This is a genomic window from Paenibacillus sp. SN-8-1 (genome assembly GCF_050995535.1).
GTDB lineage: Bacteria > Bacillota > Bacilli > Paenibacillales > Paenibacillaceae > Fontibacillus.
This window is the reverse complement of record NZ_CP194782.1, coordinates 3,048,000-3,066,812: the sequence shown is the minus strand read 5'-3', so window position 1 is coordinate 3,066,812 and position 18,813 is coordinate 3,048,000. Positions and strand designations below refer to the sequence as shown.

General features: G+C 44.3%; 25 protein-coding genes. 21 read left to right on the top strand and 4 right to left on the bottom strand.

Annotation, left to right across the window (positions count from 1 at the left end):
* Positions 1-17 precede the first annotated feature (17 nt).
* From ACRRNK_RS14725 to ACRRNK_RS14625, 21 genes are all read left to right on the top strand, one after another.
* Positions 18-1,163: a phage portal protein gene (locus ACRRNK_RS14725; RefSeq protein ID WP_433943471.1), complete on the top strand. Its 1,146-nt coding sequence runs from the start codon at positions 18-20 to the stop codon at positions 1,161-1,163.
* The gene (locus tag ACRRNK_RS14720) at positions 1,163-1,912 is read left to right on the top strand and encodes a head maturation protease, ClpP-related (RefSeq protein ID WP_433943470.1); all 750 of its coding nucleotides are present in this window, start codon (positions 1,163-1,165) and stop codon (positions 1,910-1,912) included. The genes ACRRNK_RS14725 and ACRRNK_RS14720 overlap by 1 nt, the downstream gene beginning before the upstream one ends.
* Before the next feature lie 26 nt (positions 1,913-1,938).
* Positions 1,939-3,096, top strand: coding sequence for a phage major capsid protein (locus ACRRNK_RS14715; protein ID WP_433943469.1), 1,158 nt, complete (start codon positions 1,939-1,941; stop codon positions 3,094-3,096).
* A 35-nt stretch (positions 3,097-3,131) separates the two neighbouring features.
* The gene (locus ACRRNK_RS14710; protein ID WP_433943468.1) at positions 3,132-3,314 is read left to right on the top strand and encodes a termination factor Rho; all 183 of its coding nucleotides are present in this window, start codon (positions 3,132-3,134) and stop codon (positions 3,312-3,314) included.
* A 5-nt stretch (positions 3,315-3,319) separates the two neighbouring features.
* Complete coding sequence (locus ACRRNK_RS14705; protein WP_433943467.1) at positions 3,320-3,634, top strand: hypothetical protein; 315 nt, start codon at positions 3,320-3,322, stop codon at positions 3,632-3,634.
* Positions 3,615-3,980 carry a phage head closure protein gene (locus tag ACRRNK_RS14700; protein ID WP_433943466.1) on the top strand — a complete coding sequence of 122 codons (366 nt, stop codon included), beginning with the start codon at positions 3,615-3,617 and terminating at the stop codon, positions 3,978-3,980. The genes ACRRNK_RS14705 and ACRRNK_RS14700 overlap by 20 nt, the downstream gene beginning before the upstream one ends.
* Complete coding sequence (locus tag ACRRNK_RS14695) at positions 3,973-4,359, top strand: HK97-gp10 family putative phage morphogenesis protein (protein ID WP_433943465.1); 387 nt, start codon at positions 3,973-3,975, stop codon at positions 4,357-4,359. Before ACRRNK_RS14700 ends, ACRRNK_RS14695 begins: the two co-directional genes overlap by 8 nt.
* Before the next feature lies 1 nt (position 4,360).
* Entirely contained in the window at positions 4,361-4,738 is a 378-nt protein-coding gene (locus tag ACRRNK_RS14690; protein ID WP_433943464.1) for a DUF3168 domain-containing protein, read from the top strand.
* A 5-nt stretch (positions 4,739-4,743) separates the two neighbouring features.
* Positions 4,744-5,334 (top strand): major tail protein, encoded by a 591-nt coding sequence (locus ACRRNK_RS14685; RefSeq protein WP_433943463.1) that lies wholly within the window; start codon positions 4,744-4,746, stop codon positions 5,332-5,334.
* 58 nt (positions 5,335-5,392) lie between these two features.
* Positions 5,393-5,911, top strand: coding sequence for a hypothetical protein (locus ACRRNK_RS14680; protein WP_433943462.1), 519 nt, complete (start codon positions 5,393-5,395; stop codon positions 5,909-5,911).
* A gap of 17 nt (positions 5,912-5,928) precedes the next feature.
* Positions 5,929-10,347 carry a phage tail tape measure protein gene (locus ACRRNK_RS14675; RefSeq protein WP_433943461.1) on the top strand — a complete coding sequence of 1,473 codons (4,419 nt, stop codon included), beginning with the start codon at positions 5,929-5,931 and terminating at the stop codon, positions 10,345-10,347.
* Between the two features lie 20 nt (positions 10,348-10,367).
* Positions 10,368-11,216: a distal tail protein Dit gene (locus tag ACRRNK_RS14670; protein WP_433946908.1), complete on the top strand. Its 849-nt coding sequence runs from the start codon at positions 10,368-10,370 to the stop codon at positions 11,214-11,216.
* Positions 11,217-11,228: 12 nt separating this feature from the next.
* On the top strand, positions 11,229-12,332 hold the full coding sequence (locus ACRRNK_RS14665; protein ID WP_433943460.1) for a siphovirus ReqiPepy6 Gp37-like family protein: 1,104 nt from the start codon (positions 11,229-11,231) through the stop codon (positions 12,330-12,332).
* Positions 12,333-12,335: 3 nt separating this feature from the next.
* Positions 12,336-12,962, top strand: a complete 627-nt coding sequence (locus ACRRNK_RS14660; RefSeq protein ID WP_433943459.1) for a hypothetical protein — start codon at positions 12,336-12,338, stop codon at positions 12,960-12,962.
* Positions 12,963-13,271 carry a hypothetical protein gene (locus tag ACRRNK_RS14655; protein ID WP_433943458.1) on the top strand — a complete coding sequence of 103 codons (309 nt, stop codon included), beginning with the start codon at positions 12,963-12,965 and terminating at the stop codon, positions 13,269-13,271.
* Position 13,272: 1 nt separating this feature from the next.
* Positions 13,273-13,881: a hypothetical protein gene (locus ACRRNK_RS14650; protein ID WP_433943457.1), complete on the top strand. Its 609-nt coding sequence runs from the start codon at positions 13,273-13,275 to the stop codon at positions 13,879-13,881.
* A gap of 17 nt (positions 13,882-13,898) precedes the next feature.
* Entirely contained in the window at positions 13,899-14,231 is a 333-nt protein-coding gene (locus tag ACRRNK_RS14645) for a hypothetical protein (protein ID WP_433943456.1), read from the top strand.
* Between the two features lie 247 nt (positions 14,232-14,478).
* Positions 14,479-14,757 (top strand): hypothetical protein, encoded by a 279-nt coding sequence (locus ACRRNK_RS14640; RefSeq protein ID WP_433943455.1) that lies wholly within the window; start codon positions 14,479-14,481, stop codon positions 14,755-14,757.
* 138 nt (positions 14,758-14,895) lie between these two features.
* Positions 14,896-15,327, top strand: a complete 432-nt coding sequence (locus ACRRNK_RS14635; RefSeq protein ID WP_433943454.1) for a hypothetical protein — start codon at positions 14,896-14,898, stop codon at positions 15,325-15,327.
* A 56-nt stretch (positions 15,328-15,383) separates the two neighbouring features.
* Positions 15,384-16,070: a M15 family metallopeptidase gene (locus tag ACRRNK_RS14630; protein WP_433943453.1), complete on the top strand. Its 687-nt coding sequence runs from the start codon at positions 15,384-15,386 to the stop codon at positions 16,068-16,070.
* The gene (locus tag ACRRNK_RS14625) at positions 16,070-16,351 is read left to right on the top strand and encodes a holin (protein ID WP_433943452.1); all 282 of its coding nucleotides are present in this window, start codon (positions 16,070-16,072) and stop codon (positions 16,349-16,351) included. Before ACRRNK_RS14630 ends, ACRRNK_RS14625 begins: the two co-directional genes overlap by 1 nt.
* Positions 16,352-16,413: 62 nt before the next feature.
* Here ACRRNK_RS14625 and ACRRNK_RS14620 read toward each other — a convergent pair whose 3' ends face one another.
* The 4 genes from ACRRNK_RS14620 to ACRRNK_RS14605 form a co-directional block, all read right to left on the bottom strand.
* Positions 16,414-16,701, bottom strand: a complete 288-nt coding sequence (locus ACRRNK_RS14620; protein ID WP_433943451.1) for an STAS-like domain-containing protein — start codon at positions 16,699-16,701, stop codon at positions 16,414-16,416.
* A 19-nt stretch (positions 16,702-16,720) separates the two neighbouring features.
* The gene (locus tag ACRRNK_RS14615) at positions 16,721-17,644 is read right to left on the bottom strand and encodes an ATP-binding protein (protein WP_433943450.1); all 924 of its coding nucleotides are present in this window, start codon (positions 17,642-17,644) and stop codon (positions 16,721-16,723) included.
* 151 nt (positions 17,645-17,795) lie between these two features.
* Positions 17,796-18,401, bottom strand: coding sequence for a hypothetical protein (locus ACRRNK_RS14610; protein ID WP_433943449.1), 606 nt, complete (start codon positions 18,399-18,401; stop codon positions 17,796-17,798).
* A gap of 157 nt (positions 18,402-18,558) precedes the next feature.
* Positions 18,559-18,789: a hypothetical protein gene (locus tag ACRRNK_RS14605; protein WP_433943448.1), complete on the bottom strand. Its 231-nt coding sequence runs from the start codon at positions 18,787-18,789 to the stop codon at positions 18,559-18,561.
* Between the last annotated feature and the right edge of the window lie 24 nt (positions 18,790-18,813).

The following is an 18,813-nucleotide window of genomic DNA, read 5'->3' as shown; positions in this document are numbered from 1 at the left end:
AGGGGGTGATTAAGAGAATGGGATTTTTGGATAGTGTGCTTCGCAAGAACAGAGAGCTGGAATCCTTGTTTGACTTGGATATCTTTTATGAGACTAATCAAAGGGCGTATTTGAAAAAGCTGGCGCTTGAAACGTGTATCAATTTCATTGGCCGAACCATAAGCCAGAGTGACTTCCGAATATCAAAAAGCGGTAAGCGGCTATACAACGACTGGAACTATTTGCTCAACGTCAGGCCGAATACCGATCAATCGGCAGCTGAATTCTGGCAAGGCTTCATCTATCGGCTGATCTTGGATAATGAAGTGCTGGTAATCTTGTCAGATAACAACGACTTACTTATCGCAGATGATTTCTTCCGGGAAGAATATGCTGTTTATCCTGATGTTTTTAAAGACGTGACGGTAAAAGGCTACACCTTCAAACGAACCTTTCAGATGGACGAGGTTATCCACATCACCTATAACAACGAAAAGCTAACCAAATTCATGGATGGTATGTTCGGGGATTATGCGGATTTGTTTACACGCATGATTGAGACCAATAAGCATAGTAACCAGATCCGGGGGACCGTCAGCATTGACGCAACGCAATCACTTGATGAAAAGAACCAGAATAGGTTGCAAGAATTTATCGACCGTCTTTTTAATGCAATCAGGAAAAGTGCAGTTGCGATCATTCCGAAACTTAAGGGGTTTGAATACAACGAGGTTGCGGCTGGAGATAAAAGTGGGAGATCGGTTGATGAACTTGCCAAACTGAAACGAGACTTGATTGACGATGTGGCAAACATATTGGGGATACCGACCTCTCTCGTACATGGGGATATGGCAGAGTACGAAACTGCAATGAAGGCTTATATCAAGTTCTGCATTGGTCCTCTGGTGAAGAAAATCAGAGATGAACTGAACGCAAAGCTTATTTCAAGACAAGATTACATGAACGGAATGAAAGTTGATGTTCTTGGTGTATCCGAAATGAATCCCCTTGAGGTGGCGACAGCCGTTGATAAATTGCGTGCCAGCGGCGTGTACAACGGAAATGAAATCCGTATGAAGTTGGGAGATGAACCGGTGGATAATTCAGCATTGGATGAATACGTACTGACGAAAAACTACCAGCGTGCAGCTGAACAATCTGTGGAAGGGGGTGAGGAGGGATAATGCGGAAATTTACAAAGCAAGATTATTTCAAGACGTTTAAGAACCAATCATATGTTGAACAGTTGCAGAAGGTTGAACGAAAATTCGAGACGATCCATAACGAAACTGCTGGTACAACAGAGGTTACGATCTACGGCATCATTGGTGATTCGTGGTGGGAGGATTCGGTGTCTGCATCAGACATTGATAATGTACTGAAAAACATCAGCGGTGACATTGTGATTAACCTGAACAGCCCGGGTGGTGATGCCTTTGACGGAATTGCTATTTACAACCGGCTCAAGAAACATAACGGTAAAGTCACAATAAACGTTGATGGGTGGGCGTGCTCTGCGGCCTCTGTGATCGCTATGGCGGCTGATGAGTTGGTTATGGGTCTTGGGTCAATGATTATGATCCATGAGGCTAGCTCGCTGGTCTGGGGCACTAAAACAGAGATGCGCAAAGAAGCAGACGTGCTGGACGAGCTGGAAGAGGGGCTTATCGATATCTACATGACGAAGGCGAGTGTAAGCCGTGAAGAAATTAGAAACATGGTGGACGCGGAGACATGGTTTGGTGCCCAAAAAGCGCTTGATATTGGATTTGCCACTTCGACCGTAGCGACTGATGGTAAAGACAAAGAAATTACTCAGCTAAGAGCACAAATAACAAACATGCAAAGCGAACTCGAACAACTGAAAAACCAATCACAAAAGGATGAACCTGCCCCAGCGCCAGCGGCCAAGGGAAGACGGTTCATTTTTTAATTTAAATTTATGGAGGTCATAAGACTATGACAATTAAGCTTAAAGGCAAGATGGAGAACTTTGAGGCTAAGAAAGAAGCCTACATGAACCTGGTCAAAGAAGGGGCGGATGCCGAAAAGCAAGCCGCGGCATGGAATGAAATGCAGGATGCGCTTGTCTCCGATCTGACTGAGAAAATCACAACTCAGGTACGTAACGACAACGTTGATAGCCAAATTCTTGCATCACGTGGTCAAAATGTTCTCACATCTGAAGAACGAAAATTCTTCAATGAGGCGATTGATTTTGGCGGCTTTGCCGAAGATTCTATTCTGCCGGTTACTACTCAAGAACGTGTATTTGAAGACTTGGTTGCAGAACATCCGCTGATTGAAGCAATCGGACTGCAGAATCTCGGGGCGGTTACTCGTTTCATTTATGCTGATCCAACCAAAGCTTATGCATGGGGTCAACTATTTGGCGAAATTAAAGGCCAAGTCGGCGCAGCGTTCCGGGAAGAGCAAATTGGCCAACTGAAACTCACTGCCTTTGCTGTTATTCCAAAGGATATGTTGGAACTTGGTCCTGAGTGGGTTGAACGTTATGTTCGTACGCTTCTGGTTGAAAGCTACTCAGTCGGTCTCGAATATGGCCTAGTGAATGGTCGTGGTCCATCAAAAAGTGAACCTGTCGGTCTTATGAAGAATGTGGGTGAAGATGGGGCTGTAACAACAAAAACATCTTCTGGCATCCTGACGTTTGCGCCTTCCCAATTCGGTGAAGTTGTCTCTGGTGAATTGCATGATGTTGTCAAAGCATTATCTACCGATGCAAAGGATAAGCCACGCAAGGTCCTGAACAAAGTTGTTATGGTTGTAAATCCAGTGGATGCAATCAGCGTGCAAGCACGGAATACAATCCAAACAGCAAACGGACAATGGGTAACGTCGTTGCCGTATAACATTCAGATTGTGGAATCTGAAGAAGTTCCAGTTGGCAAAGCACTGTTCTTTGTTAAGGGCGAGTACCTTGGCGCTCTGGCAGGTGGCTACAAGCTCAATAAGTTTGACCAGACCCTTGCTATTGAGGACGCAATGCTCTATACCATCAAGCAATTCGCAAATGGCAAGCCAAAAGATAACAAAACGGCGCTGGTGTATGACCTGGATATCAAATTCGAAAAAGGTACCGTACCGACCCCTTAATTGGGGTCTTTATCCTAATCTAAGGAGTGATTTGAATGTACAAGGTAGTTAGTAGATTCAAAGAAACAAACCATGACGGACACGTCTATGAAGTCGGTGACCTTTATCCCAAGGACGGTGCTAAAGCCACAAAGGCCCGTCTTGAGGAACTGTCCTCGACAAAAAACAAAATTGGCAAAGTGTTTATTGAGGAAGTTAAGGAAAAAGACAAGGAGTGATCTGAATGCTTGATGCAATCACTCCGGAAATCTTGCGAGAATTCAAGGCGCGTATGCACCTGGACGATGGCGAAGATGACAATTTGTTTCGGATCTTACGAGCATCCCACGAGGATCTGCAAAGCATCTGCGGCAGTTACGACATCGGCACAAATGAGAGGTTTAAGGAATTGGTGTTTGAGCGCTCCCGTTATGCTTATAACGATGCGCTTGAATATTTTTATACCAACTTTCTAACGCAAATCAATAACTTAAACCTTGGAAAAGCGCTTGAGTCCATTGTGGTGGAAGGTGATTCTGATGCAGCAGCAAAGGTATAGGCCGCGGCTAAATGCTGGCAAACTGAACCGCAGAATAACGATCCGAAAAGCTGGACGAACGGAAGATGAAGCTGGTTATCCAATCCCTAATCCAGAGCCGGTTGATGTGTGTACGGTATGGGCCGCAAGGGAACCACTTCGGGGCCGAGAATACTTTGCTGCTGATGCTGCTCAATCAGAAATCACTGTACGTTATAAAATCCGGTATCGTGAAGGTATTACCTCTGACATGCAACTCTATGACCATCGTGATGACCGGGAATACCAAATAGAAGCGGCGCTGGATGATGTATTTGGAGACCGCGCAGAAACGCATCTGATGGTATCCGAGGTGTCTAATGGGTAGTGGCATTGAGCTGCAAGGTGTGGATGCTATGTTGGAGGGAATTCGGCGCAAATTGGCTTCAGGGGTAGCGAGGATGGAGAATCAGGGCCTGAGTGATGCTGGTGAGATATTGGCCGCGGCGCAACGTGAGAAGGTGCCACTCAGTACCATTGAACATGTGCATATGAGAGATGATATCAAAGTCAGTCCTGTTCGCCGCGGTGATGGGATCCGGTTCGTTACTATTGGCCCTGGTAATAAAACGTCTTGGCGGGCTCATTTTATCGAGTATGGCACAAAGAATATCCCGGCAACACCATTCATTTATCCTTCCTTCCACGAGAATAAGGACCGCATCGCTCAACTACTTGCCAATGCACAGCGGAAGGGGATGGCATAGTATGTTGGTGGATTTGAAACCAACCATTAACCAGGCGCTGAGGTCTAACCCGGCGCTTATTTCTTTGCTTGGCAAAGACAGCAATGGCACTGTCAAAGTGTATCCGCAAGTTGCACCTAGTGTGACAGGTCCATACGTGACCTATTTTGAGATTACTAACTTTGACAACCGTTTTGCCAGCGACCGAGCAATCAGTAGCGAAATCCACTTCCAAGTAGATGTTTGGTCACAGGGTGCTACAACAGCTATTGCTCAGGCGGTGAATGACACAATGGAAAACCTGGGCTTTTACAGGCTGAGCGCTCAAGACCTTTACGAGAGCGACAGTAAGACCTATCACAAATCATTGAGATACTCAAAAATCCATTTTGGAGCGTGATTAATTTGCCAGAAACAAACAATAAAGTTAAAGCCGCAGTCGGCTTGCAGGACGTTTACTACGCAAAATTGACGAAAGACGATTCGACAGGCGTGACTTATGACACACCTAAGCTGATGTCTCCGGCGATTACTGCAAATGTTTCTCCAACCATTAACTCTGCAACGCTATTCGGAAACGATGGGCCCATTCTAACATCAAACGCACTTGGGGAAATCACTGTAGAAATTGGGGTAGCGGACATCCCGTTTGATGTATATGCCGATCTGCTTGGAGCAACTGTGAAAGCAGATGGTTTACTTGTTGATAATGCCGATGACGAAGCGCCAGAGGTGGCATTGGGATACAAACGCACCATGAGTGATGGGACGTTTAGATATGTTTGGCTGCTAAAAGGGAAATTCCAATTGCCATCCGATGAAGCGACAACCAAACAGGGCGAGGTAAATTTCCAAACACCTACAATCACAGGTAAATTCCTTAAACGTCAGTATGATGGAAACTGGAGATACCGTGCTGATAGCAGTAACACGGCAAGCGCTTCTCTTATTTCTTCCTGGTTCACAGCCGTTCCTAGCGAAGTACCAACACCATAAATTTATTGTATGAGAGGGAGGGCGAAAGCCTTCCCTTTTTACATGGGAGTGAAGTGCGGTGAAAATCGAAAAAGTTCCAATAGATTTAGATAAACGGCGGCATTTGGTTTATGACCTGGATGCAATATATGAGCTTGAGAAATTATACGGATCATTCATGGAAGCCATTAAAACAGTACGTCTTGATGCGTTTGACGATACGACCAGGTTACTGTATTTCGGACTGAGGCATGAGGACGAGACGATTAATGAGATTGTAGTAGACCAGCTGATAGATGTAACAAACCGCATGAAGGTAATTGAAAGAATAATACAAGCAGCATCCCTTTCCCTGCCCGATACCGGTTCTAATCAGGCTGGTGCCGAATCAAAAGGGAACGAAGCAAAGGGTTGGGATTGGGCTTGGTTGTATTACGTAGGGACCGTTTTGTTCGGAATGAGTGAGACGGTTTTTTGGCGTTGCACTCCACGCAAACTATTTGCTCTGTTAGCGATGCATCGCAAGGTAAATGGTCTAGATCCTACTGAAACACCGGAATACAAAAAGACTCAGGCATGGATAGATCAATACATGTAAGGGGGTGAGGTGATTACATGGCAGATGATATCGAAGTATCGAATCTAGTCACGAAGATTTCCATAGATGATACAGGCGTAGAGCGTTCAATGGCTGAGCTTGGGCGGCAAATGAAGCTTGTCCAGACGGAGTTTCAGGCGGCATCATCAAAACTTGGTGAGCATGCTAACTCACAGGAGGGCCTAAAAGTAAAGGCTGATGCCCTAAATAAGCAGATGGAGATCCAGGCACAGCGGATTGCTAAGTTAAAGCAACAGCATCAAGAGGCCGTAGCAGCCAAAGGCGCTGATGCAAGAGAAACGCAAAATCTTGAGGCGAAGTTGAATAAGGCAGTGACTCAGTATAACAAACTGGACAGTGAGTTAAAATCAACCACTTCAGAACTAGAGAAACAAACATCTGCATGGAGCAAAGCCAATGCTGCTCTTGATGTGGCTGCAAGCAAGATGGATAGTGTAGGTCAGAAGATGAGTAAAGCTGGGCAGAGTCTTGCTCTAATGGTTACAGCGCCGGTAGTAGCAGCGGGAGTGGCATCCTCAAAGGCCTCTATCGATTTTGAAACTGCGTTTGCTGGTGTCAAAAAAACTGTGAATGCAACAGCTTCAGAGTTAGAGGGATTTAGGAAAGAAATTCTAGAAATGTCCAAGGAAATGCCTGCAACAGCCACAGAGATCGCCGGAGTAGCAGAGGCTGCTGGTCAGTTGGGCATTAAGAACGAATCCCTAATGGGTTTTACGAAAGTCATGACAAATATGGGCGTTGCAACAAATATGGCATCTGAAGAAGCAGCAACTTCGCTTGCACGTTTGGCAAACATTACTCAGATGCCGCAGGGGAATTTTGAGAAACTAGGATCTACTATCGTAGCACTTGGTAACAATCTGGCTGCGACTGAATCTGATATAACTGCCATGGGCCTCAGACTTGCCGGTGCTGGTCATCAGGTGGGTTTATCAGAAGCTCAAATACTAGGTTTAGCTGGTGCTCTAAGCTCAGTTGGTATTGAAGCTGAGGCAGGCGGATCGGCGATCTCAACAGTCCTCAGTAATATGGCTAGCCAGGTCATGACTGGGGGCAAACAGCTAGAAATTATAGCTCAAGTTGCTGGCATGACATCGAAGCAATTTAAGCAATCCTTTCAAACTGATGCTGCTGGAGCTTTAGTATCGTTTATCGAGGGGTTGAAGCGGGTATCAGAATCTGGTCAGAATACCTTCGCTGTACTGGATAAGATCGGTATGTCGGATATCCGAATGAGGGATGCTCTTTTACGGGCTTCTGGAGCTGGGGACCTTTTTAGACGGAGTTTGGACCTGAGCACTAAAGCGTGGGGCGAAAACACTGCCCTACAAAAAGAAGCTGATCAAAAATATGAAACGACAGGCTCAAAACTTGAAATGCTTGGTAATAGGATAACCGCTGCGGCAATTAATTTTGGTGATAAGCTTGTACCAGCATTAATGGCTGCTCTAGATGCACTCGAACCGCTATTCAAGTCGATTGAAGAGGGAGCTGCGTGGTTCGCCAGCTTGGATGTCTCGACACAGAAGACAATCATCGGAATAGTAGCTATGGTTGCGGCCGCTGGGCCTTTGCTAATTATTACAGGGCAATTAGCCAGCAGTATTGCCGCGCTTATTCCGTTAGTAAAGGGGCTCAGTACGGCATTTATGTTTTTTGCGACAAACCCTATAGGGCTAACAATAACAGCTATAGGGGTAGCAGTTGGTGCCTTTTTTGCAATTAAAAACAGCATGGATGAAGCAAAACAGGCAAGCGAGGAACTAGCCAAGGCTCAGGCGGACTTGCAAGCTGTCCAAGAAAACGGAATTACTCGTGATGAGGTAGCTGCGACTCAAGAAAAAGTTGACAAACTTAATGAGCTTATAGCTACATATCAGAAGTTGACTGAAGCAGCTGCAGCATCTGATACTGCTAAAATGGGCAACAATGTGCTGGCCTTGGATAGCGCAGCATCGGATTTGGGAACAAGTCTAGATGATGTGGAGAAGAAAGCCAAGGAATTCGGCATTACACTTGAGTTCGTTGACGATAACGGGAAAATTTCTGCTAAATCAATGAAAGAACTTCAAAGTGCTGTTAACACCTACTCTAAAGCAATTAAGGATGCCAAACGAGAAACTGCATCTGAAATAAATGATCAGGCAAAGACCATCGCAGGACAAAAACAGCAAATTATTAGTACACAGAACCTACTGCAGACATATGCATCAGCAAAGAAAGGTAGCAAGGATTGGACAGCAGCGCAAAAAGAGCTTGCTAGTCAATTTCCGCAGTTTGTAACTGCAACAGGATTGAATGTTCAGGCTATAAAAGGTCTCCTGCTTGTTAAGGAACGAGAAATAGCTTTGGAATGGGCTAATATTCAAGCGAAGGCAACGGAAGCCCTGCAGGAAAAGAATACAGCTATCGTTAAACAAGAGGCTGCTATCCGAATAGCTCAAGGGATAGCTCAGATTACTGGAGCAAGCGGACTTGCTCAAGCGGCAGTTGCTCGAATGAATTCAGAACTCGATCGGCTTCGAGGTGAAGCTGCAAGTTTGCAGGCGCTGGCAAACATGAAGCCGGGAGACATCAAGCTTCCCGAGGTCAAAGTTCCTAAGGTGCCTGTAATTGATGTGAGTAGTGATAAGAAGGCAAAGAAGGCTAAAGCTCCAAAGAAGGCTAAGGTAGAGGCGTACGAAAACAAACCTCTAGATGAAGCATACAAAAAACTAGAGCATTTGAAGGCGATGGATGAACTAACCTCTGCTCAAGAATTACAAATGCTTGAGACTATCCGTGCCAAGTATATTAAAACTGCGGATGAACGTATGGCTGTGGAAGAGAAGATCCATGCTGTAAAGAAACAAATGGGTGATGACAACTTAGACCGATCTCTTAAGGATTATGAACGACAGAAGCAGATGGGGAATCTAACTGTAGAGCAAGAAATCGCCCGGCTCCAGCAGATTAAAAAGGCTTATGCAAATTCGGCTGAAGAGCGTGCTGACCTGGACGATAAGATCTGGGAAGCTACCCAGCGCAAGCTTGAAGCAGACAAGCAAAAGAGGATTGACGTTGTACAATACACCAGCCAAAAGCTACAGGCTGAGTATGAGAACCGTATGGCTCGGGAAAATCTGACCGATGAAGAAGCCTTTAAATTAAAGGACAAGCTTTATAACGAGCAGATTTATCTTAACAAACATTACCTTGAGGTTGTGCTAGCGGATAGCCGTTATACTGCTGCGGAAAAATCCAAGATTGAAAAAGAAATAACTGAGGAGATTCGAAAGCAGACAAACGATCGTTTATCTCTCCAGAAAGAGTATGCGGAGAAAGAACGCAAAGCACAGATTGACAGCATCAACGATCTCTCCAAGGGAATTCAGGACGCTTTAAAAGCCAAGTATCAGGCTGAGAAGCAAGCGGCTGAGCAAAGTATTAAGGATGCACAAGAACAGAATGAGAAGTGGAAGAATGACCAACTTGATGCTATCAAAACGGTATATAATGCCCGGGTGGATGCTGCCCAAAAGGCCGCTGATGCTGAGATAGAGAGAATCAATGATACCTACAATGCTCAGATTGACGCAATACAAAAAACGCTTGATGCTCTGGATAAAGCCGAAACACAACGAAGCCGGGAAGATCTAGACGCTGCTGACCGGAAGAAAATCAAGCAACTCCAAGACAAGATCGATTATGAACACGATGATTTTAACAAGGGTCAGCTTCAAAAGGAACTGAACAAGGTCATTGCTGACATGAATGAGCGTCATCGTCAGGAGCAGTTGCAGGATACCAAAGATGCTTTGAAGTCCGAACAGCAGGAGCTTAAGGACAAGATATCCAAGGAGACTCAAGCGATAAAAGACCAGCTGGCCGAGAAGAAAGAAATCATGGCAGCTGAGTACCAGGCTCAGCAAGATAATATCAATTCCATCTATGCTGCTCAGAAGGCTTCATTAGATCAGCAACTTAGTGATACTCAGGCGCATTACGCAAAACTTCTTGAGGCTAAGAGTCTACAAGCAGAAGCTGAAAAAATGATTATCAATAATCAGCAGAAAGACATACTGAAGTTGCTTAATGACTTTGGTGATAGCTACCAGATTGCCGGTCAGACATTGGGTGATAAATTGGTTGCTGGATTTAAACCGAAAGTTGACGAGATTGCTGCAATGATTGCGAATGTAAATGCTCAGATAGATGCTGCTCGTAGCTCAGCAGTTGAAGCAATGAACGCAGCGGCTGCGGCAGCTCAAGCTACAGCGTCCAATAGATCGAATTCCTCAAGTTCAGCCGGCAAGGTGTTTGAGACAACAGGGAAGGTAGTTGTTAACAACACTTTCAATAGTCCTGTTACCTCTCCATCTGATGTAACCAGAGCAACAACAAAAACGGCTCAACAGCTTGCATTAAAAGTATAGGAGGTGCCGAATTGCAAAAAGTGACTTTTATTAATCCTCGTGGTGAGTCGATTGTGTTCGGCAGCTCCGGGGCTTTTGTGTTACAAGAAATTGAGGGTACTGGAAACGTGTCAGCAGATATAAAGAGTACGAAATCACCTTATCAAGACGGTAGTAGCTTTGTGGATACACAACTTACAGACCGGAGTATCCCGATCCAAGGATTTATAAACGCAAAAAATCAGCAGGATTTATATGACCGTAGAAGAGAACTTACCAGGATTCTGAACAACAAGCTCGGGCCTGGGAAGCTAGTGTATACCAACTCCTCAAGGAGCTATGCGATCACTGCCTTTGCTGAAGAAGGTCCGGTATTTGGAGAACGGTACGTGCATGCTAATTTGTTTACCATAAATTTTATTGCACCGGATCCTTACTGGCGTGATGAAAACCAAACGGTGAAAAGGCTGCGATTTGAAGCTGGAGGAATGACATTCCCATGGAGGCTACCTACTAGGTTTGCATTGTCTGCATATCAAGGTAATTTTATTAATACTGGAGACGTGGATACCCCGGTGGAAATCCAGTATAAAGGACCAGCAACTAACCCTGTAGTGAGTAATGAGACAACGGGAGAGTACATCAAGATTAATTATGAGTTGAAAGAGGAAGACACACTTATCATTAACACTGCCTTTGGAGAAAAACGCCTAGAGGTGCTGAATGCCGATGGGAGCCGGACCAATGTGCTGCACTGGATTGACCTGGGCAGTACCTTCTTCCAACTTGAATCTGGGCTGAATGTGCTTAGGTACGGAAGCGACAAGGACAGCGATCAGCAAGCGGCCACGGTGACAATATACTGGTATAACCGGTACCTTGGCGGATAAGGGGGGTGAATCATGAGTGGACCATCAGTACGGATCCTGGACACAAACTTTAACCTTAAAGGCGAAATCGACAACTACGAGAGCTTGCAACTCACACGGCGTTATTATCGGGCCGGGGAATTTGAGCTTCATATCCACATTGGCAAGCGATACACGGATGAGCTCATCAAGGACCGGGTTATTGTCATAAATAACCAACCTCACAAGTCTGGCATTATCCGGTATAGGCAAATCACCGAAGATGACAAAGGTATTGAGACTTTGATTGTCAGAGGCCCTACGCTGGGCGGTGTGCTTGATCAGAGGGTTACGGTATCAGATACCTATGACCGAGTAAAAGGCCCGGCAGAAACGGTCCTCAAACATTACGTAAATAACCACTTAGGAAACGGAGACTACGCAACAGGCATATATGCCAAGCGTCAGATTCCGTTTTTTGCTGTGGCAGCAGATCAAGCCCGTGGCAAATACACACCATGGCAAAGTCGATATGAGCAGCTGGACCAGGTTGTCCAAGCAATAGCTGAATGGTGCGATATCGGCTGGAAAGTGGCGCTAGACTTTGTAACAAAGAAGTGGGTCTTTGATGTGCTACCGGGAAGGGATTTGACCACAAGCCAACATGTGCTCCCTCCGGTCATCTTTAGCCATGAATTCGATAACATCCAGTCTCAAGATTACGTAGACAGCTGGTTGCAATATAAAAATGTAGGATATGCCGGAGGAAAAGGCGAAGAAGAAGATCGTCTTATCCAGATGGTCGGTGATTCATCCGGATTGGATCGGCGTGAGGTGTTTTTGGATTGCTCGAGTGCTGAGGATGCCGTGGAGCTTACCAGCTTAGGAGATCAAAAGCTTTCTGACCTAAGCCGGATCCAGACGTTCAATGGACTCATTCTCAGTACCGGGAGTTTTCGCTATGAGAAAGATTGGGATCTTGGCGACAAGGTAACGCTCCAGAACAATAAGTGGGGTCTTACCATGGACAGCCGAGTGACAGAGGTAAAGGAGATTTATGAGCCTGCATCCAAACTGGAAATCGCCTTAGGTGACGAGATCCCAACCATAACCCAGTTCATGAAGCAATTAAGATCAGATGTAAAAAGGAGTGGATAAGCGATGCCAGAGCAATCAGGCTTTTTTGATAGTACGGCTGAAGATATACGAGAATACCCGGCCCGGGATTTCGCAGAATACTTTGCGCTGTTTGTTACAAATGGAGTTTTTAATGGAGGGCAGTACCTCAATGTATCCGCAACGGGTACGGATGCTAATGTATCTCTTAGTCCCGGCTATGCTTGGATTAATGGATATGTATACAAAGTGTATTCTTCTTCTCTTGTCCTCCCTGTGGTCCCTGCTACAACCCAAGACAGGATTGACCGAATAATACTGAGGCTGGACACATCAACGCCTGTACGGAACATCAGAGCCCTTGTAGTGCAGGGTATACCGGGGTCAAGTCCTACGGCTCCAGCACTCGTCCGATCAGGGACTATATATGATATCTCATTGGCTCAAGTGAGGGTTAAAGCTAACTCCACGATAGTGCTTTCGGGCAACATCACAGACGAGCGCCTGGACAACAACGTTTGCGGATTGGTTAACTCTTTGATCCGGGTTGATACGGCCAAATTCCAACAACAGTGGGATGCGTTTATGGCATCGGTACAAAGTCAGGGGTTTGCCACCTCGCAGTATGTAAATGACCAAATTGCAGCATCAAAAAGATGGGGGGCTCTATAAATGCCAGACGTAAGTAAAAGATTAGCTAAAGGTATATTCAGCACAGCCAGTTCCACACTGTACACTGTGCCGGCATCCACTACAACTTTTTTAAAGGCACTGACCATCTGCAACAAGACGGCCACTGATGCCACGGTTACGCTCCTGCTGGCAGGGACGGAGGTAATCTATCAGCACACCATTAAAGCTAAAGACTCCATCACCATTCCGTTTTTGGATCAGATTCTGAATGCAGGTGAGACAATTACCGGACTGGCAGGGACAGCTTCCGCTCTTACCTATTACATGAGCGGCCGTGAGGTGAGCTAGGATGCCGAAGATTGATGGATATGGGCTAGATAGTAATCGGATCGATGGGGCTGGGGGAGAGTATGGCACAGCAGGTCCGGCACAGGTATTAACTGGTTTCACGGTAGGAACAGAAGATGGAGTCAAGTCTGGCACAGCTATTGCAGATAGGTTTACCAATATGGTGAAACAAGAAGGCAGTTGGACTAACCCTAGAACAGATGGAACAAATAGTGCAGGTGCTTCCTATGATATTTCGGCATTAATTACAACTATTCCATGTAGTAAGTTACCTTCTTTTATCATGATAACAACTGACGGCACTCAATTTAACTCACAGCCAACTAGAGGGTGGAAGTTAAAGTATCTGGTTCCCACAATAACATTCACTATAAATATAGATACACTGTTGACTGCTGCTGGAAGGACTGTGCAACCTGTGACAGTTTCTCTTGGTGGGAGTAGTGATATAATTTCAACTTCACCTGATACTTTTATGGGATCTTCTGCATCCGCAAACGGACTTGTTGATTTATCTATTTCTGCTGATGGTAAAAGCATTGATGTTAAATCTGGTTCCAGCAGTACTTATATGTTTGGTCTTAAATGGGCTGTTTTTACGACTAACTAAAGAGAGGATATGAGGAAATGATACTTTTAACCGGATTAATTCCGACAACTGAGGGTGAGTATTTGGTATCTACAATTCATTACAATCCAGAGACTTTGACGTCTAATCCGAATCTAATTGAGGGACTGACTTCGCGCGGTTTGCTTGGTGATGGGGTTGGTTATCTTGTAGATAGATTGCCTCAAACAGAGAATAAGCCAAATTATGATTATTATTTAAGGCTAAAGGATAACAAACCATATTGGGTGGAAGTTGTGCGCCAGCTTAATGTTGTTTCGAAGCAAGAGGTGGATGAATTGAAACAGGCAGTGGCCGATCTAACAATGACTTTGGCAGCCATGATGGGCTGAGAAAGGAGGTGAGAGAGCATGACATACACTAAGGATAGTGGACTAGTAAAGGTATGGGTGGGCCTTGTATTGACAGGAGCGTACACCACTGATCAGGTACCAAAACTGTTTAACCTCAAAGAAGTTGTTACTGAAGTTGTTAACGGTACAGTGCAATAGCAGACACAGACAGCGCCGAAAGGCGTATTTTTTATGCCCTCGGGATCCCGGGGGCTCTTTTACTTAGAGAGAAAGGGGAGCGCGGGGGATGAATCAAGCTGAAATGTCAGATATCGAAAAGCTGCTGCCACTCGCGGAAAAGTACGGCCTGGCCGTGGTGTTGACGTTTATCTTGCTGATCGTCCTGGCTGTACTTGTCCGTATGATTATAAAAGGTGATTTGGTGCCGCGCAGTCAGCTGGACAAGGCCGAAGAGGACAGGGACCGGCTGCAAGGAATTTTAGATAAAGAACGCGAGGAACTGTGGGGTCCAGTCCTTGAGGTGTTTAAGAACTTAAAGAAGGATAAAAACGAGGACAGGGGATGAAGATCGTGTTGAGTAAATGGATTAACCGACTACTCCCCCGGCATCGTAACAAAGAGAGCGAACTGATTCAGGCCTCCAGTAGCGTATCTTTATCTATTAACCGTTATCGGGATCTATCTCATGAAATACAGGCCGAGATTGCACGGAACCATTTCGCCAAATATCTTGTATACGATCGAGGGGAACAACATGGTAATTGATCTTATTTTAATATCTCTGTACGTTGTCGCCGTTGTCTGTGCTATTTATATAATCGGAGCTCATCGGAAGTATTTCAAAGAGCGGTTTAAAGCGGGTGTTGTCAGTGCGTTTATGCTGGCGATGCTCTTTTTTTTGGGTGCATATACGTTCAAAATGTTGACTGTCCTCTGGATCCGGGCAAGTAAGCTGCTTGGAGCTGAAACAGTCTTAATGCAGACGCTGCAGCTGTACGCCTGGACCATTGCCCAGATCGGGACTACATTAGGGCTAGTCATATTGGCCGTGCTCACATATACCAAACGGTTTGACTTGTTTATCTATCTGCGCAAAGTTGACCGAAAGGGCGAGAACGGAAATGTACTTAAGTAAATATAGGATTGAGCGTTCTATATTAACCAAGCGTCAGTGGAAGGTAGGTTGTAAAAATGAGATATGACAAGCGCAATAGAATTGCATTGGATGGACTTGCTCCTAATACTCGGGCAGTAGCATATAAATGGTATCAATTTTGCTTAGATAACAACATAGATATCCTGATTACAGAAACGATCCGGACGAAGGAGAAGCAGGCTGAGTACGTAAAGAACGGATCGAGCCAAACCATGAAGAGTTGGCATCTTGTAGGGCAAGCTCTGGACTTTGTGCCCGTGACTGTAGCTGGTTGGGTTGATTATAACGCCTATTTCCGACCAGACATCCAGAAGGCCATAGCCGAAGCCAAACGCCTTGGTTTTAAATGGGGTGGCGACTGGAAGGGGAGTTGGGACAAACCCCATCTGGAGTACCAGTACAAAGGCTATGGCACAGATAAGAAGCTGGATTCTTTGCATGTAATTACTAAACCATTGGGAGATGATGACGCTATGACAGCAGCAGAAAAGAAAGAGTTTGACGAGCTTAAGGCCACAGTTAGGGCACAAGCAGACCGTATTAAGGCGCTGGAAAAACAGAACAGCATGGAAATACCTAAATGGGCCGAGAAGGCTGTACAAGCTGCTCAAGCGGCTGGGCTGATCGATACGCCAAAGGGTGGCAGCGAGGACTTTTACCGGGTACTGACCGTCCTTTACCGTGGCGGTTTACTGATTACAAGAGCGGAGGATAAACACTAATGGATAATGTTAATTTAACAGCAGTATTGGCCTTCGCTTCAGTGTTGGCTGTTTTTGTGTTGGCAGGAGTTCAGCTCGTTAAGCAAACGGTAAATGTTAAGAAGAATCGCCTGCCGTTAATCGGCTTGGTGATAGGCCTAATCATCGGTGCATTTGCTTCCCCGTTTACCGATTTGGACTTAACTATGCGGCTATGGTCTGGGGGAATGGCTGGACTGAGCGCTACTGGTTTGTTTGAATTGGCTTTTAGTAAGAGGAATGGGACGACAAAAAATCAGTAAATAAAGATATCCAGTTCATTAAAAACCACCCGACCAAACAATGTTGTTGGCGGGTGGTTTTTTTAGACTACTAATGCCATTCGAGTAGCAATAGCTTCATTTATTATCGTTTTTAAAACAGGTTTATTATTAGTGATAATCAAAGATTCACGAACAGCTTCTAGTCCGAGGTCGTTTACAAGCTTTGCAAACACTTCATCAGCAAACGATGAGTTGATCATCCTTATCCCAGTAAAATCAACTGTAACCTTACTGTTAGACCTTATATGCTTCGTTATAGACATTCTTATCTCCGCTCCAAGATCTCGTTCACTCAGGACAGTTCCCCATTCAATTAGATTAATCATCATAGCGTTATCCTCCTTTAAATTATAAAAGGGAAAGCTTAGGGGTTGCTCTTTCCAGGATCTGATCGAGAGAAACATCGATGTTATTGTTGATATGTATCATAACTTGAGTTCCTGGAAAAAAACCCTTTAGTTTCGTGATTTGTGGTGACTCAATTGGGTTAAATTCATTTATTGTCATTTTATATCCATTAGATACAATTGTCACTAGACAATTTGAATTACTCTCAGCAAGTCTACAAATATTATATAAACCAACTCCTGGTGATCTACTCTCATATGACGTAGAAATCCGTGAACAAGTTACTTCTTTTTGGATACTCATCTTCAAGAGTTCATCGATTTCTCCTTCGTATAAACCTTTTCGAAGGGTACTTGGTATCCCTACACCTACATCGGAAACGGTGATTGTATTGATCCCGGACTTCTTATAATATTGAAAACTCACTCTTCCGCGGGAGCCTGAATGCCTTCTAACATTACTTATGAGTTCTCCGATAGAGTATGTGATTATATCGTATGCTTCTTCTGAAATAAAAACACCGTCAAGAGCGCAATAATCATACAATGCACGTTCGACCTTGCCTGAAACTTTTGTATCATGAGAATCGATTTTTTCTAATTCTAAAAATCGTCCTCCGGGGTTACGCTTTTCAAAAGAGTAGGTAGCGCCAGAAAAGTCATCAAAAAAATTCAATCGTTTGGCATAATTCAAAGCTTCTCCATGCCCTGATGCAGCAATTCGCACTTTATTACTGTTAAGGTAATCTATTAAATTGCGTGCTATAACAAGGGTAGAATTTCGGATGTGATCACTGCCGAAAATAAATTCGACTCCAGCTTTATTCGAAGCTTGCGCTTCAATTGCTTTGGGCAAAAAGTCTTTGTCTATCTGATCCATAAAATTTTCATAATCAGTGTAAACATAAATAGGAATAGGAACCATGTGTCTACCTCCACTATTTGTTAAGTAGATTCTACACCATAAGTCCTAATTTAGCGATATGTGGAAATACTAAGTTTCTACTTATAGATAAATAGTATTATTTAATACAAAAATCCTGAGTATTTAATTGCACTCTGGGCTTCTATGTTTCTTACCAATAAAAGAAATGCGCTACGGCATAATAGATTGTTTTGACTAGGCCTACTAGGAGCCCCGGTATATCTTTGAATGTATTTATAGGATGGTATAGAAGTCCAGTTAACGTTCCAAAGATAAGCATTATGAATGCTCCGAAGAGACCTACAATAGCGTAAAGTACATCCATAACTATTAGAACAATAGGAGCAGCTATAGAAGCCGTTTTATCAACCTTTTTGTCCAATCCTGTAGAGTGCATTGAGCTTTCGTTAAAGTACTTACCTATTCCTAAATCAGCTTGAATGTTTCGGTACAGTTTTGCTGGTAAATTTAAGAGGTAGGATACATTATAAGCTATATTTCCTGTACCACTTAGCTCAGTTGCGGCTTTCCAATGATATTGAAGATCTCGTTCGGCTACTAAGAACATTGTATTACGTTCTGATTCGGCTGAGTTAGAGAAAATTATTTCGGCGTGAATATCCGAACTCGTTTCCCCTGAAGAACCAGAGAAAAATACAAGCTTAGTCTTATCTGAGTAGTGATCAGTAAGCTGGCACCCGCTTAATAGTACTACCATTAATAGCATCATTAGTGCCAGGTTAATACGTTTTTTCATCTTTGTTAATACCAACCCTTCAAATTATGTATATTGTTTCTTAAAAGTCATACAAAATAAATATTATCATTTATAGGTAAAATTAACTATACGAATCATTCTTTATAAATAAAATCCCAGGGAGTTAATTGCTCTCGGGTTTAAAAAAAACCGCCGACTATGAGCTGGTAAGGTCCTTTTTTGCGTTTAACTGTATTATCCTCGTTACATGCTTAATCTCATCCAGCGGCACCCATACAGCGCCTTCGCCGGTCTTAATTTTTACCCGGCTCCGATCCTCTCCCCAACTAGGTATACCAGTTGCGGATTCATCCATATGTACAATAGTTACTGTTTCGCCCCGGTCAATGGCAGCCTGTAAGGCGGCCCGGTCATTTTCGGTAATCATCTTATCAACTCCTTACGATGTAAT